Annotated in this window: 16 protein-coding genes; 5 read left to right on the forward strand and 11 right to left on the reverse strand. The window is 33.7% G+C overall.

Going from position 1 to position 14,580, the window contains the following annotated elements; translation table 11 throughout:
- On the reverse strand, positions 1–1,065 hold the full coding sequence (locus AC6F8J_RS05355; protein WP_500721580.1) for a mannonate dehydratase: 1,065 nt from the start codon (positions 1,063–1,065) through the stop codon (positions 1–3).
- A 249-nt stretch (positions 1,066–1,314) separates the two neighbouring features.
- Here AC6F8J_RS05355 and AC6F8J_RS05360 point away from each other — a divergent pair, with 249 nt between their 5' ends.
- Complete coding sequence (locus tag AC6F8J_RS05360) at positions 1,315–2,166, forward strand: helix-turn-helix domain-containing protein (RefSeq protein WP_500721582.1); 852 nt, start codon at positions 1,315–1,317, stop codon at positions 2,164–2,166.
- 113 nt (positions 2,167–2,279) lie between these two features.
- Here AC6F8J_RS05360 and AC6F8J_RS05365 read toward each other — a convergent pair whose 3' ends face one another.
- From AC6F8J_RS05365 to AC6F8J_RS05395, 7 genes are all read right to left on the reverse strand, one after another.
- Positions 2,280–2,756 carry a QueT transporter family protein gene (locus AC6F8J_RS05365; protein ID WP_500721583.1) on the reverse strand — a complete coding sequence of 159 codons (477 nt, stop codon included), beginning with the start codon at positions 2,754–2,756 and terminating at the stop codon, positions 2,280–2,282.
- An 87-nt stretch (positions 2,757–2,843) separates the two neighbouring features.
- On the reverse strand, positions 2,844–3,932 hold the full coding sequence (locus tag AC6F8J_RS05370; protein ID WP_275841771.1) for a Gfo/Idh/MocA family protein: 1,089 nt from the start codon (positions 3,930–3,932) through the stop codon (positions 2,844–2,846).
- Between the two features lie 18 nt (positions 3,933–3,950).
- A complete protein-coding gene (locus AC6F8J_RS05375; RefSeq protein ID WP_500721585.1) occupies positions 3,951–5,231 on the reverse strand; it encodes a TRAP transporter large permease subunit in 1,281 nt (426 codons plus the stop codon).
- 19 nt (positions 5,232–5,250) lie between these two features.
- Positions 5,251–5,778 carry a TRAP transporter small permease subunit gene (locus AC6F8J_RS05380; RefSeq protein WP_500721586.1) on the reverse strand — a complete coding sequence of 176 codons (528 nt, stop codon included), beginning with the start codon at positions 5,776–5,778 and terminating at the stop codon, positions 5,251–5,253.
- Between the two features lie 186 nt (positions 5,779–5,964).
- Complete coding sequence (locus AC6F8J_RS05385; protein ID WP_500721588.1) at positions 5,965–7,029, reverse strand: TRAP transporter substrate-binding protein DctP; 1,065 nt, start codon at positions 7,027–7,029, stop codon at positions 5,965–5,967.
- Positions 7,030–7,064: 35 nt separating this feature from the next.
- Complete coding sequence (locus tag AC6F8J_RS05390) at positions 7,065–8,228, reverse strand: Gfo/Idh/MocA family oxidoreductase (RefSeq protein WP_500721589.1); 1,164 nt, start codon at positions 8,226–8,228, stop codon at positions 7,065–7,067.
- A gap of 224 nt (positions 8,229–8,452) precedes the next feature.
- On the reverse strand, positions 8,453–9,145 hold the full coding sequence (locus AC6F8J_RS05395) for an FCD domain-containing protein (RefSeq protein WP_500721590.1): 693 nt from the start codon (positions 9,143–9,145) through the stop codon (positions 8,453–8,455).
- A 154-nt stretch (positions 9,146–9,299) separates the two neighbouring features.
- Here AC6F8J_RS05395 and AC6F8J_RS05400 point away from each other — a divergent pair, with 154 nt between their 5' ends.
- Positions 9,300–9,923, forward strand: coding sequence for a LysE family transporter (locus AC6F8J_RS05400; protein ID WP_500721592.1), 624 nt, complete (start codon positions 9,300–9,302; stop codon positions 9,921–9,923).
- 136 nt (positions 9,924–10,059) lie between these two features.
- Here AC6F8J_RS05400 and AC6F8J_RS05405 read toward each other — a convergent pair whose 3' ends face one another.
- Positions 10,060–10,275 (reverse strand): hypothetical protein, encoded by a 216-nt coding sequence (locus AC6F8J_RS05405; protein WP_500721593.1) that lies wholly within the window; start codon positions 10,273–10,275, stop codon positions 10,060–10,062.
- Positions 10,276–11,289: 1,014 nt separating this feature from the next.
- On the opposite strand from AC6F8J_RS05405, the gene AC6F8J_RS05410 reads away from it, so the two are divergent.
- The 3 genes from AC6F8J_RS05410 to AC6F8J_RS05420 all read left to right on the forward strand — a co-directional run bounded on the left by AC6F8J_RS05410 (position 11,290) and on the right by AC6F8J_RS05420 (position 12,562).
- Positions 11,290–11,805: a sigma-70 family RNA polymerase sigma factor gene (locus AC6F8J_RS05410; RefSeq protein ID WP_500721595.1), complete on the forward strand. Its 516-nt coding sequence runs from the start codon at positions 11,290–11,292 to the stop codon at positions 11,803–11,805.
- A 60-nt stretch (positions 11,806–11,865) separates the two neighbouring features.
- Positions 11,866–12,093, forward strand: coding sequence for a BhlA/UviB family holin-like peptide (locus AC6F8J_RS05415; RefSeq protein ID WP_500721596.1), 228 nt, complete (start codon positions 11,866–11,868; stop codon positions 12,091–12,093).
- A 91-nt stretch (positions 12,094–12,184) separates the two neighbouring features.
- Entirely contained in the window at positions 12,185–12,562 is a 378-nt protein-coding gene (locus tag AC6F8J_RS05420) for a hypothetical protein (protein ID WP_500721597.1), read from the forward strand.
- A gap of 178 nt (positions 12,563–12,740) precedes the next feature.
- On the opposite strand, the gene AC6F8J_RS05425 is transcribed toward AC6F8J_RS05420, so the two are convergent.
- Both AC6F8J_RS05425 and AC6F8J_RS05430 read right to left on the reverse strand, forming a co-directional pair.
- A complete protein-coding gene (locus AC6F8J_RS05425) occupies positions 12,741–14,051 on the reverse strand; it encodes an IS4 family transposase (RefSeq protein ID WP_500721599.1) in 1,311 nt (436 codons plus the stop codon).
- A 152-nt stretch (positions 14,052–14,203) separates the two neighbouring features.
- Complete coding sequence (locus tag AC6F8J_RS05430) at positions 14,204–14,416, reverse strand: hypothetical protein (RefSeq protein ID WP_500721600.1); 213 nt, start codon at positions 14,414–14,416, stop codon at positions 14,204–14,206.
- Between the last annotated feature and the right edge of the window lie 164 nt (positions 14,417–14,580).

Genomic DNA, 14,580 nt, shown 5'->3' on the forward strand with positions numbered 1-14,580 from the left:
TTATTCCTCCTGCACTATTCGCATTGCAGCTTTCATATAACCCAATGCATAGGCCATTCCAGCATGCCAAGGTGCATCACAAGTCATTAATGGTGTGTGGTCCGGAATTAGAACGCCTTCAAAGTGGTGTTTTTTAAACAGCCTCAAGGCTTTCAACATATCTATGTCACCTTCATCAAGGAATACTTCCTTATAATCGGGGACTTTTCCAATAACATTTCTAAAATGAACGTAACTAATCTTATTCATTGATGCATACTTTTCTATTGCATCATAGAGATTACCTTCTGTCATTTCTTGGATACTGCCCATACAAAACTCTATTTTATTGGAATCACTTGGAACCAATTTAATTAGTTTTTCATACAGCTCTGGTTGATACACTAATCTCGGTGTTTTTCTTAAAAAAGGCATTGGCGGATCATCAGGATGAAGTGCCATATCTACGCCCGCTTCCTCAGCGACAGGTAGTATTTCGTTTAAAAACCATTCTAATCGTTTCCAAAGTTCATCATATCCGATATCTTCGGTAGATTTACCTTCGCCATTAGAATTATAAGTCATATTCCACACTTCACCATTAGGAATTGGAGCTTCAATATTAAGTTCATCTGCATTGAAACATGCACTTATTGCTCCACCTCTTGCGATGTTCTTTTTTTGATGTCCCCAAACCCCAGCAAGACTAAAATTATAGCCAAAAGACTTAATTCCTGCTTTTCCTGCATTTCTGATCAGTTTCTTTAAATACTCAATTTGCTCAAATTTTTTGGGACCATCTAATAGAACATCATACCAATCAGCAGGACTAAAATTTTCAATTCCAAATATTTCAAGATCATATTCAGCAGCCCTTGCTTTCAATTCTAGCATACTATCCAATTCCCATATTTCATCAAAAGCTTTAGAGTCTCCATAATTATTGACTGCATCTGTAGCTGTTACAATGTCTTTTGAATAATATTCCGCAAGATGCACAATTAAATGTGTACATCCTGTTTGTTTTGCAAATTGGAAATTTTCATCCGTTAACATATGTTTATATAAACCCATACCCAGTTTCATTTTATTCCTCATTTCTGACAGTATTAATTTTTGTAATTAAGCATCTTTTTAATAATTATGATTAATTATCTCTTATTACAGAATAAATCAATAAAAGTAAATAAAATTTTTTATATAAATCTATTTTTCTTGTGCACAACACCATGATTTATAGATTTATTGTATATTATATCTATGTAATAATCTTGTTGTATTTTTTTAATACTGCTGTATATTGATATTATGACAGTTTTATGGAGGATATGAAAAATGCATAATATCAATACAAAAAATGTTATTAACATGAATAGTGAAACTCATTTTGCCTTCCATACACAAATTGATCCATCTCAATATCCGCAGGTACATGACTTCTATGAATTAACCTTAATAACCCGTGGTAAAATGATCTATGAATTGGTCGACCAAAGATTTAATCTAACTGAAGGTTCATTGGTCTTCGTCAGACCTGGCGATGTTCATTCAAAAATATCTCTAGGCGAATGTACACATATTAACTTAGCATTCCCATCTTCAACAATTGATTCATTATTTGAATACCTCTATAGTTCAGATATAAAAGAAACACTTTTGTCACTAGCATTGGTTCCCGTTACTACCCTTTGCCATAATGAGAAAAACCTTCTACAGTCTCGTCTTGAACGATTGAGTCTTTTTCCAGTACAAGAAGAAGAGAAAATACGTACTTATCTTAGAATTCAATTAATAGATGTAATGTCCAAATATTTTATACCCGTTACTTATAATAAGGTACTTTCAGATAAAGCAATATTACCTATTTGGCTTGAACGTCTACTAAAATCGCTTGATAGTATTGATAATTTAGCAAATGGCTTGGATAACTTAGAAAATCTTTCTGGTAAAACAAAAGAACATATCTGTCGAGAATTTAGAAAACACCTTCATACCACACCTGTTAAATATATTAATTCAAAAAGACTTAACTATGTCGCAAACATGCTTATGCACTCAGATCATGAAATTATAGATTTAGCCTTTGATGTAGGCTTTCAAAGTTTAAGCTATTTTTATCATATTTTTAAACAAGAATACGGTATCTCACCTCATAAGTATCGTCAGAGTAAGAAACGCATATACTAGTAGGCTAGGGTTAAAGTATTCTATCCAAAGAAATATAAAAGTTGGCATTAAAATACACAGAGAAGAAAAACTAATTTTATACTCTGTGTATTTTTGTTACTTATTCAATTTTTTTATTCAAAAATCTTATCTTTGATTGGCAACAAGGCATGAAGCAGTACCATACCGATAATGCCGACAACGATGAATTGTCCCAAGAAAATGGTACCCATCATAAAAGGAATACCTTCGGGTACACCATAGCCATATTTCAGTACAAAGGGGATGATGGCTGCGTTTAGAAGAATTGGTGGTACTGTGACCATCCATTTGTTCTTCTTAAGCTTAAACGATAGATAAGCCGCCAACAGTGTTGTCAAAGATCCAAATACAACGTCAAGTAAAACACCGCCATATAGAATATTGGCAAGCAAACACCCTATAAAGACACCCGGTATCGCTGCCGGGGTGAAGAATGGCAGAATCGTTAAAGCTTCCGCAATCCTAAACTGAATCGGTCCAAAGCCCATAAAGCCAAAGACTTGAGCCAACACCACATAGATGGCCGCAATCACACCGGATTGGACCAGATACTTCGTTTTCTTATTCATTATAAAGCCTCCTAGTTTTGTTTATAGTCAGGATGGTTACGAACTGACTTTGACTATGATAGCATAAAATATGGCAAAATAAAAGTCCTAACCTTTTATTTTGTGGTTAATTCTTACTGCCAAGGATTGTGCTATTAAGGATAATTCAGCTGCTTTGAAAGCATGCTCTTGTGTCATCGCATTTTCAGTTCTGTTCAGTGAATCTAAGATTAGTTTACCAAAGTAAGGGAAACCAACATTCCCTGCTACATGAATGTGCTTTTCACCTTCATTGTTTACCAAGTATACATGATCTGAAGTGTCTTCTCTACCAATATCAATATACTTTCTCAACTCAATATAACCATTGGTTCCGAGTATAATCGTCCTTCCATCCCCCCATGTACGAAGCCCTTTTGGTGTGAACCAATCGACCCTAAAATAATTGGTAGCACCGTTGTCTCCAATTAACATGGCTTCACCAAAGTCTTCCAACTCAGGATATTGTGGATTATTATAATTTGCAATCTGACTTCTTACAACTGTAGCATCCTTAACATTTGCAAAAGTGAGGTATTGCTCGATCTGATGACTTCCGATATCACATAAGATGCCACCATACTTTTCTTTTTCAAAAAACCAGTCCGGTCTACTCGATGGATTTAATCTATGAGGACCAAGACCCATGACCTGTATTACTTTTCCTATTGCGCCATCCTTGATGAGTTCTTCAGCAAATACTGAACTTTCTACATGAAGTCGTTCGCTATAATAAACCATATACTTTTTACCGGTGTATTTCGTTTTCTGTCTAGCTATTTCTAGTTGTTCTAAAGTTGTAAAGGGTGCTTTATCAACAAAGTAGTCTTTACCACTCTCCAGCACTTTCATACCTAGTGGTCCTCTTTCTGATGTGATTGTAGCACTCGCAATCATATTTATCCTATGGTCATTAAGTATTTCATCTTCGCTTTTGGCTATTTTGACATTCTTGTAAGTATCTACAAATCTCTTTAGCCGTTCTTCATCTGTGTCATAAACCGACTTTAATTCTGCACCCGCTTCAATAAGACCATTACACATCCCATAAATATGGCCGTGATTCAAGCCTATTACAGAGAAAACAAAATCCCCCTTTTTGCAAACTGGTTTTTGTTTTCCTTTTGGTGCATAATTCATGCCGTCTGCTCTACTCATATTATCCATCCTTTATCCTTAACCTATTAAACTTGGTATCCAGGTTGCCATCCCAGGTACAAATATCATAATTGTAACTATTACTAAAACACATAGAATAAATGGCACCAATGGTTTTACACTTTTTTCTATAGGAAGTCCGGCTATTCCGCAGCTAATAAACAAAAAAGTTCCAACAGGTGGTGTGATGGCGCCTATTTGCATAACAATAATCATAATAATACCATAATGTACTGGATCAAAACCTAAAGAGGTTCCGACACTTAGTATGCTTGTGGCAAACATTGCAATGAGTATGGTAGGATCCAAAAAACAACCTAATATCATCATGATTAAGATTAAGAAGAATGTTGCTATATATGGATTTCCAATAACATTTACAGAGAAATTGACAATCTCGCCTTGGAGATTCATCCTAACAAAAACATTACTGATAATGCCGGCAGCCGAAATCGTCATTAAGACAACCGATGTTGTAATGGCCGATTCTAACAATATTTTGGGTACCATATCTAACTTGAGTGATCTAGAAACAATAAAGCCATAGAAAAGTCCATATATAATAGCTAATACACCTGATTCAGTCGGTGTAACAACACCAAATACAATCCCAGATACTATAATAAGAGGCATTATTAGAGCTCCTAATGAATCCAAAAATGTAACCAATAAATTTTTAAAATTGAATTTTTGAAGTTCAAAATTATACCCTCTTTTTCGATATAGTAGCGCATTGATGATCATCATAGCTATCCCGATTGTAATTCCCGGAATAATACCACTTAGAAATAATTTACCAACGGACATCTCTGTGTAAAAAGAGTAGAGAATCATTGCAATACTCGGTGGTATAATTGGGCTAAGTAGTGAAGATGCTGCTGTAACTGCAACAGCATAGTCTTTTTCATAGCCTTGCTTTTCCATTGCAGGAATAAGCATACCACCAATAGCTGATGCATCTGCTGCTCCTGAACCTTGGATGCCTCCAAAAAGCATTGATGTCACAATATTGACATGTCCTAATCCGCCTTTCATCTGCCCAACAATGGCGTTCGCAAAATTAACCAACTTATCCGTTATACCTACTTTCATCATTATATTACCTGCAATGATAAAAAAAGGTATTGCCATTAATGCAAATGAGTTTATGCTACCAAACATTTTTATAATGACAAGCGTCGGCGATATATCCATTGCTAGAACAAATATAATGCCAGTAATTATCGTAGACATATATATTGGAAAGCCTAAAAGTATAAAAAGGATTAGACATGCAAAAACTAATAGTATTTGTATCATATTTTCCTCCCATTTTTTATTAATTCTTATCTATGCTTAATTTTTTTCTTGAATACGGATGCTCTTTGTATACCAAAATGAGAATATAATCCATCAATAAATAAAAACAGCCTACAGGTATTGCTGCATAAAACCATGCAATGGACATATCAATGTTCTGCAAGGTTTTACCTACTGCATTTAGAGCATATCTGCTTCCATAGTATATAAGAAATACTTGGGTTACTATAACAATAACACTTGCAATGTTTTGTACACTGACCATTAATTTTTTTGGAAGATATTTTTCTAAAAAAAAGGCTACACTTAGATGTGCTTTTTCCTTTACACCCAAACTTGCTGCCAAAAACACCACCCATATACTTGATAGTCTAACAATCTCATCTCCCCAAGTAAATAATCTCAATCCCAGAAAGGAAAAATATCTGAGAAATATTTGCAGAAGACTTAATAAAAGCATGAATGAGAATATACTTACAATCCCAACCGAACGTATTCTGTCTAATATAATGTATATTTTTTTGATCATCACTTCAGTTCCTTCCATAATAGTATTAACCTAAGAGGTTCATTACAAAAAATCTTGCTTCTTAGCACATATGAGGACCATGCGCTAAAGCTAGTATTCTGATTTCTGCTAGGGAAGTGGCTCTTTCCTAATAGAAATCAGAATACTATTGTTGACATAATTACGAATGTAATCATGCCAACAATACTAACTCTATATATTATATCAATTTTTTGCGGTTAATAATACATCTATAAAAGCATTCCAATTATCGCCTTTTGCTCTGTACTCATCTAACATTCCAGAACATGCTTCAACAAATTTTGCTTTTTCTTCTGGTGATAATTCTATCACATTAACACCTTCATCGATCATCGCTTGTAATGCTATTGCATCTTCTTCATCATACAATTTTGCATGGTATTCTCTTGCATCTTCTGCGCTTTCAAGTACAATTGTTTTTAAGTCATCTGGTAAACTTTCAAGCCATTTTGTATTAAAGAAATAGTATGTACATGCAATAATATGATTGGTAACTGTCATGTTTTTTGCTTGCTCATGAAAATTCATTGAATACAGGGCACTTGGAGAAGCTTCGCATCCTTCAATTACTTTTGTTTGAAGTGATGTATAAATGTCATTCCATCCGGTTATCGTTCCTGCCGCACCAAGGGCGTCAAACATATCTGTATATACAACGTTGGGTCCACGCATTTTGACACCCGCTAAATCTTCAATTGTATTAATCGGCTTAAGCGTCAGAATATTTCTGGCACCTTGGGATTGTCCCGATGCCGCTGTGAATCCATACTCAGAAACCAGCTTAGTAACTTCGTCTTCGGTATCTACTAGAACTTTTCTATATTGCTCATTGTCGTCAAAAATAAATGGGAACTCATACATAGCTAATTCAGGAACCCATCCACCCAATCCGGTACCGGGTGCTGCACATACCATTTCCAAATCACCTAACTGTGCCATTTCTACTTGCTCAAGTTGACTACCAAGTTCAGATCCATAATTAGCTGTTGCTTCGATTCTTCCGCCTGATCTTTCATTGACTTGATCAACAAAATATTTTAAGGCTAAACCTGTTGTTCCTACCTCTCCTAAATTGGTGGAAGTTCTAAGTTTATATACTGTATCATCTACCAGTGGTTCATTATCTGATGTTTCAACTTCTTCATTCTCTTTTATTGGCTCTGTTACATTTGAATCCTTTCCAGCGCATCCTACAAATACTATAACAAGCAAACTTAATACCAATAACATTGATGTTATTCTTTTCATTCTCTATTCCTCCCGATTCAATATATTTTTATACATCATTTTCCTACATTTCTACCTAAGGTAATTACATTTTCTGAATACCCTTCTGTACTAATTGTTTTCTCATTAAAATGTGGCATTGACTGAATGAAAGTGTCAAAATTATAAAAATCGTCCTCTTTTTCTAAAGGCAAATCCACAGTTCTACCTAATAATGCTGATTTGTATATCGCCATTATTATTTCAATCGTCTTTCTACCTTCATTACCATCGATTAGCAACTCTTCTTCACCATTAATAGCTCTTATGACATTTAGAATCTGAGCCGTATGGCCTTCATATTTTATTTCTTCAATGGACTCATAATAGGCTTGAATTTCTTCTAGGAACTGAGTGTTTTCTTCAGGAAAACCATTTGCCAAAGCCTTTGATGCAGCAGGTTTCCATGGAATAGATAGTCTACATTTTGTTGTCTGAAATATCAGCTCTTGTTCTTCATTATGAGCCAATAATGTGGAAGTCAATTGTGCTGTCATATGGGGATACTGTAGGATTACCACAGCATGATCCTCGCACTCCGAATTATCATGAACCAGATTGTTAATAACAGCCGTTACACTACTTGGCATGCCATTGATCCATTGTAATAAATCAATATGATGAACAGAATGATTCATCAGGCATCCACCACCTTCACTCTCCCATTTACCACGCCACCAGATATCGTAATAATTTCCACCTCGCCACCAAAAAGAATTAACTACTGAAGTCAAAACAGGACCGGCAATTTTACGATCAATGATTTGTTTCACTTTCATCACAGGAATCTTATACCTATTCTGAGAAACAACACTAACAAGTACTTTATTCTCTTCTGCTATTCTAATAATGTCATCGCAATCTTTCAAAGATAGTGCCATAGGTTTTTCAATAAGGACATTTTTGCCCGATTCAAGAATTCGCTTTGCAATCGTAGCATGAAGACTAGGTGGTAAGCATATTGATACCAGATCAATGTCATCCTTATCCAATACTTTTTGCCAATCCGTAATCACAGTAGCATTTTTAATATCGAAGTCTTTTATGATCTTTTCTGCTTTTTCTACATTCATATCACAAAGAACGCGTATGTCACATTGCTCTTTAAAGTTAAGATAGCCTTCTATGTGTACACTGGATATTGCTCCTAGACCAATTATTGCAATGCCTAGTTTGCGCATATTCTCATCTCCTCCTTTCTTTGTATTCTAGTATTACTACCATGGTAATAAATGTATGGTACCATGGTAGTAATGGCTTGTCAACCTTTTCCTATCAATTTTTTATGGAATTTTCAATACCCCACAAAGAAGAAATGAAGCTATGTTTTAAAGCCAAATACTAGAGTATGACGCTCCTAGAGAACAAAAGAAAACCAAATTTATCGGAATAAATTTGGTTTTCTTTATACGAATAGGTCTTGATGGTTTTCTTTTAATCTGTATATCTCCATATCAAACCCTCCAAGATGAGCATTTAATACTTTTATGGCCTTTTCTGTTTCCCTGTTTTCAAGAGCATCCACTAATTCTGTATGTTGCTTTATAATCCCTTCCCAATGAATGTCCGAAGTGAGTAGCTTTAGATACCTAGCTCGATTAAGGTGGGTGCTTACTTGAGTTATGACAAACCATGCCTGCATCATCCCAGTTCCTTTATAAAGCAATTTGTGGAACTCTGTGTCGTAAGAAAACAAGTGCTTCGTATTAATATCCAGTTGCTTGATTTGAAAAGCCATGTCATTCAAATTTTTTCTGAGTTCATATAGGATCTCTTCTGAAAATTTTTGACACGCCAGCTTGACGATTGCAACTTCCAGGCTCATTCTTATAAACATCGCCTGTTCAATATAATTAATATCAAGCAATGACACAATCGTACCTTTTTGTGGATATATATTCAGTAAATCTTCTTGAGATAATTTAAGCAAAGCCTCTCTAACAGGTGTTCGGCTTACTTCCATCATTTCAGCAATATCCTTTTCAGTTATATTCGTTCCTGGTTTCAAGTCCAAGTTCATAATATTTTCACGTAATGTATTATATACATATTCTCTGACAGAATCATATTTATTTCTTTCAATCAACTTAAGTAACATGGAATCCTCCTATCAATATAATAAGATATGTTACCATACTAATATTTTAATGTCAATTATGGTCTACGGTCGGTTAATCTCTATTGTTGAAGTTCATATATAATGCTACAATGTAAAAAGTAAATAAAGTTATTAAAAGAAAGGGTGTATTTTAATGACACTCGTATTTTTATCCGCTTTGGTTATCGCCTTTTCTGGCGCTATGATGCCGGGTCCATTGCTCACATATACCATTAAGCAATCTTTGCATACCGGTATTTTTGCCGGTTTTATTGTTATTGTCGGTCACGCAGCCCTTGAGATTCTTTTAATTGCCTTGATTTTCTTGGGATTTGATACCATTTTACAATCTAATATGGCACAAGTTGGTATCGGTCTAATTGGTGGTGCTCTACTCATCTATATGGGCTTTGATATGATTATCGGTTCTGTCAAAAACAAGATCAGCATTCAGCTGGACGAAAACAAAAGCAACACCAGTAATATCCTTGTTTCAGGATTTTTACTCAGTGCTGCTAACCCATATTTTATACTTTGGTGGGCCATCATTGGCCTTGGTTTTTTACTGCAAGCCTACAAAGCTTTCGGCATCACAGGTGTTCTACTCTTTTACAGTGGTCATGTACTTGCTGATTTTATATGGTATGGATTCATTTCCATTGCTGTTGGCACCACACGAAAATTCATGCCCCTTGCTTTATACCGAACCATAATTGCAAGCCTAGGTATTATGCTTATCTATTTTGGTTGTAGTTTTGTTTATGGTTCTATTTACTAGTATATTTGCTTAAGGCGTCAAAACTATATAGTTGAACTTTCACCTACCATATGTAGTTATGAATGTATCAAGGTAATCTACATATGGTAGGCGAATTTAGTGAAACTTAGTTTTGACCCTTTAACCATATTTATAATTAGGCGCTTATTGCTGATGTTTTTTCTATACCTATCTTTGTAATGGTTTTTGACTGTAGACCTGTTTCTTTGTTTTTTTCCTCAACAATAATTGATTTGTTGATTTTATCATAAATCGTCTTAATAACAAAGTTATCATCTTCCGTTATGACGATTTTTTGCATGTCGTTATTTTCTAAGACTTTGTTCATGAATATGTTCTCTTTTTCTTGCATACATTTTCCCTCTTATCTTTCTGTCGAAGGTTTAGGTCTGATTGTGACGCTTCATCCCTAAAAGAAATTAACTGTAAAATCAAAATCATATATCAATCAAGTAAATGATCAACATATGATTCCTTCCATACTAAAGTGAAATTCCAAATTAGAATGGCATCTAATATATTTAAAACTACTTCCCCTCAGAAGGTAATTTTAAAGATCATTAATTCGTTGTGTGAATCAATAATGTTTTTGTAATTAGAATGATACCATAATCTAGGACTTATACAACCCATAACAGGCAAACGGTATGCATAGACAAACAAACAGCATCTTTTACTAGATTAAGCTGTTTGTTTGTTTATGCATACCGTTTGTTTTTATTTGCTTTTTTTGATTGTATATATGCTAAACTGTTGATTTTTTGACCGTATTTTGGGTTGAAGCCTCTAAACTAAATTTCTCACTCTTTTTCAGCAACATCTACAAAAGTATATCTCGAAGCTTTTTTCTTATGGTAGCGAGTTTTTAGTTTTCACTGAGATTATGAATGATCTGGTATTTGATTATTAATTCTTTTATTCAACTTCTAAGAATATACTTCGAATAAAAAGACTGTTTTGAGGTGAGATGGATTTTCTTTTGATGATATAATGCCTTATTTTTTGGCAAAACTATGACTCTATGACAAAACAACACCCGCCAGAATTTATAAACATAGGTCTGACGGTTTTTTAAGTTTATTTATAAAGTCAAGTTGTTCTGTTAATAAGTCAAACATTAATATGATGGTTAAAGGGTCAAAACTAAGTTGCACTAAATTCACATACCATATACAGATTACGTTGATACATTCGTAACTATATATGGTATGTGAAAGTTCAACTATATAGTTTTGACGCCTTAACCATATGATAAATCATTTAATTTTCTTGAAGTAGGTATATCAATATTCTCTAAAAATATTTAAATCTAAGTTTACATTTCTGTGCTAATTAGATTTTTAAATAGTTAAAGGAGGGTATATATATGGAAGAGAATTTAATAAATCTTATAGAAAAATGTAAAATTAAAGATAAAGAAAGTGTTATTAACATGATAGAAATATTCAAACCATTAATAAGGAAATATGAAAAATTACTTGCCTATGAAGATGCAACAAATGATTTACACGAAAAATTCATAATTCTTTTGTATAAAATTCCATCATATAATCATACGTACAAAATTTTGTCATATATTGACAAATCAATGTACCGAGCATATATAAAGCTTTCACAAAAGAAATGCCGGTATATCAATGCAAATATTCTTACAGATGATTTTGAAAACTACGAATCATACATAACTCAAGAAGATAAAAGAAATCTTGATTTACACAAAGCCTTAAAAAATCTTTCAGATAATCAAAAAAATGTTATTGTATACAAGTTTTACAAAGGATATCAAACAAACGAAATTGCCAGAAAAATGGGCGTTACCAGACAAACCGTTTATAAAACTGAAAAGAAAGCGTTAAGTAATTTAAAAACGATGCTAACCTGAGAAAACGATTAAATGACGACTAAATTATTACTGTAGTAGAAATGTAAAAGGGAGAAATTTATGGAAATTGGGATTTTGGAAGAAGCATTGAAACAAGGAGTATGGGCAGCTTTAGCTATCGGTTTAATCTTTTATAATATGAAAAATCAAGAAAAAAGAGATCTTAAGCAAGACGAAAGAGAAGAAAATTATCAGAAAATTATTTTGCAGATAACTGAACAGCTCAAAAGTGTAAACATTCTAAAAGAAGACATTTCAATAATAAAAAAACACTTTATTGAAAAATAGGTTTACATTTTAAATATTTTAGGCTTTTTAATTAGTGTAACTACAAATCGCGATTTTGTAAATAAGCAATTATATTTTAGGAGGATTTATTATGAACCCAGAAATGCCAAAAGTATACAAATGGACACCAGGAAGATATTTTACAAAAAATGAACTTTATCAATTGAAATCAACATATCAGAGTCAATCTACCGGTGGTAATGTGGCTTATTTTTTAGCATTAACAGCTGCCACTATTGCAACCGGTGGATGGTTTGGGGTTGCACTAGGCTTAGTTGGTGGAGGAGTACAATTTGCAATATCTAATTCTATGAATCCTTTAGGAACTCAATTAGAGGCAATTATGCAAAGTAACAATATTCATAATGGTATAAACTTGAAGTTCTATGGATATACAAAAACACACTACAATCCTGATGGAACAATTCTAAAACAAACATTTGTAATATCTCAATTAGCTATTGCATAGTAAATAATACCCCTTTAATTAGCAATGTCATTAAGTTAAGCGCCAATAAGTTAAGAATTATAGTTAACCGTCAAATGCAATAAGCATTTGGCGGTTTTTTTTATCCTAAACTATTATTTTGGGCATTACTAATAAGCAGATGAATATCTGCTGCATTTAATTAGGATTTAAGATACAATTAAGCTGCTCTATACATAAAGCTGACTGTTGTCCTGATCTTGACTTTCCGAGGGTCTTTGCGATCAGGCCTTACAGGCAGGATGTTTTTATTGATTAGGGCTTCAACATCTGGTGGTGGTATATCCTTTCTACACCTGAAGTATCGCATACAGATTGCAATAGCTATAGTGAAGTTCACTTGATATATGTGCTTTCTTTCTTTTTGATTGATAACAACATGTGTTGTGATTGCTTCACAGAAGTTATACATTACGAGTCGTGCGAAGACTTCCTGTAGGATATATGCCACCTTTTTTGCATGAAAATTTCTAAGCCCCAAAGCATATTTGAGCTCTCTAAATGAAGTTTCGATTCCCCATCTCATTTGATATAACTCCTTAATCTTCTTCATAGGAAACGTTTCTCTATCAAGATTTGTCATAATGACCTCATATGAGTCATCTGCTATTAGAAATCTTAGAATTCTAAAGTTACATGGATATGTTTCTTTACTCCCAGTAGGCAAGAAATCAAAAATTTGATTGTTCGGCATAAACTTATAGATATCTGGATTTGCCTTTACCTCATTGGTCTGCCTTCGTGTCATAAGCAAGGAGTAATCCACATCAAAGGTTTCTGTATCTGGAAGTACCAGACTTGAAGAGATACCATTACTTGTGATATCTTTGACTCGAACAAGATAGTGCCAGCCTTTCTTGCGCATATGTTTAAAAAGGTTGTGGCTCTCATAACCTCGGTCAGCAATAAGAATTGTTTTTCCCTTGATTTGCGAACGATTCATCATCTCGATAAGCGCTTTTCTTTCATTAAATTTTGATCTGGGTTGGATATCTACATCCACATACGTTCTATTACATAAGTCATAGATAGCATTCAAATAAAGCATGTTACAACCCTTATTGGGACCATTGTCTTGGTAAGTTTCAACATCATTTGGATTCTTGGCAATGACAAGATCAGATCCATCAGCAGCCAATAACCGATATCCATCATAAGATGAATCATAGGATAACTTGCGGTTGAAGTCTTGAAATAAGGTCTCGAAAAGAGAAGGCAATAACTTCTGCCTTTGTTGAACAAAGGCAGAACATGAAGCAGTAGAAATATCATAAGAAAAGTAGTCTAACAGCTCCAATTTCAGGCTTTGTCCTCCCATGGAGAGAATGAGGTGAATCATTTCTGAATAGTGTAACTTTCTTTTCCTAATAAAATCAGAGTGTGGATTGGTCACAAAATCCCTGGAATTACGTTCGGACAATACGATAGAGTCCTTAAGATGTTGCAAAATACTGTTAGCGAATTCGTTCATATAAAACCTCCTTGAAATAATATATTCAAAGGGCTTCGCCACATTTTTTGGATAAAATGTCAAGGTATTTCGAAATAAAAGCAAAAAAAAGAGCCCTGCACGCAATACGTACTTGACTCTTTCTGAAAATCTCTTAACTTAATGACATTGCTTTAATTAGGGTTATTATTTTTTAAATATCTATAGAAATATATTACTAATGAGGGTAAGAGTGCAGGTAGCAATGCAAACAATCCAATAAAACGTATTTTAGAATAGTCAATTGACAGAAAAATTGTAATTATAATAAAAATAAGAAGTAGTGTAAATACAACCCTAAAAATATTTTCTTTTTTGGTATATTTTTTTTTTAATATTTTTTTCATTATACTCTCCTCCAAATTACTTCTGAGCACTCTCGGAAAGTCTCTAGTCCCCGAGTTTACGCTCTTTTTTATTGTTTACTTTTTGAAATTTCCTCCAACTTTTTTGCATAAAAAACTTGACAAATGTATAAAAATTTGCGGCGAAGCCCTTGTAAAAAATACAT

Source organism: Petrocella sp. (genome assembly GCF_059865615.1).

Bases quoted from the DNA above. Each gene is read 5' to 3' on its own strand.
- AC6F8J_RS05355 (WP_500721580.1), bottom strand. From the start codon at position 1,065: ATGAAACTGGGTATGGGTTTATATAAACATATGTTAACGGATGAAAAT.
- AC6F8J_RS05360 (WP_500721582.1), top strand. From the start codon at position 1,315: ATGCATAATATCAATACAAAAAATGTTATTAACATGAATAGTGAAACT.
- AC6F8J_RS05365 (WP_500721583.1), bottom strand. From the start codon at position 2,756: ATGAATAAGAAAACGAAGTATCTGGTCCAATCCGGTGTGATTGCGGCC.
- AC6F8J_RS05370 (WP_275841771.1), bottom strand. From the start codon at position 3,932: ATGAGTAGAGCAGACGGCATGAATTATGCACCAAAAGGAAAACAAAAA.
- AC6F8J_RS05375 (WP_500721585.1), bottom strand. From the start codon at position 5,231: ATGATACAAATACTATTAGTTTTTGCATGTCTAATCCTTTTTATACTT.
- AC6F8J_RS05380 (WP_500721586.1), bottom strand. From the start codon at position 5,778: ATGGAAGGAACTGAAGTGATGATCAAAAAAATATACATTATATTAGAC.
- AC6F8J_RS05385 (WP_500721588.1), bottom strand. From the start codon at position 7,029: ATGAAAAGAATAACATCAATGTTATTGGTATTAAGTTTGCTTGTTATA.
- AC6F8J_RS05390 (WP_500721589.1), bottom strand. From the start codon at position 8,228: ATGCGCAAACTAGGCATTGCAATAATTGGTCTAGGAGCAATATCCAGT.
- AC6F8J_RS05395 (WP_500721590.1), bottom strand. From the start codon at position 9,145: ATGTTACTTAAGTTGATTGAAAGAAATAAATATGATTCTGTCAGAGAA.
- AC6F8J_RS05400 (WP_500721592.1), top strand. From the start codon at position 9,300: ATGACACTCGTATTTTTATCCGCTTTGGTTATCGCCTTTTCTGGCGCT.
- AC6F8J_RS05405 (WP_500721593.1), bottom strand. From the start codon at position 10,275: ATGCAAGAAAAAGAGAACATATTCATGAACAAAGTCTTAGAAAATAAC.
- AC6F8J_RS05410 (WP_500721595.1), top strand. From the start codon at position 11,290: ATGGAAGAGAATTTAATAAATCTTATAGAAAAATGTAAAATTAAAGAT.
- AC6F8J_RS05415 (WP_500721596.1), top strand. From the start codon at position 11,866: ATGGAAATTGGGATTTTGGAAGAAGCATTGAAACAAGGAGTATGGGCA.
- AC6F8J_RS05420 (WP_500721597.1), top strand. From the start codon at position 12,185: ATGAACCCAGAAATGCCAAAAGTATACAAATGGACACCAGGAAGATAT.
- AC6F8J_RS05425 (WP_500721599.1), bottom strand. From the start codon at position 14,051: ATGAACGAATTCGCTAACAGTATTTTGCAACATCTTAAGGACTCTATC.
- AC6F8J_RS05430 (WP_500721600.1), bottom strand. From the start codon at position 14,416: ATGAAAAAAATATTAAAAAAAAAATATACCAAAAAAGAAAATATTTTT.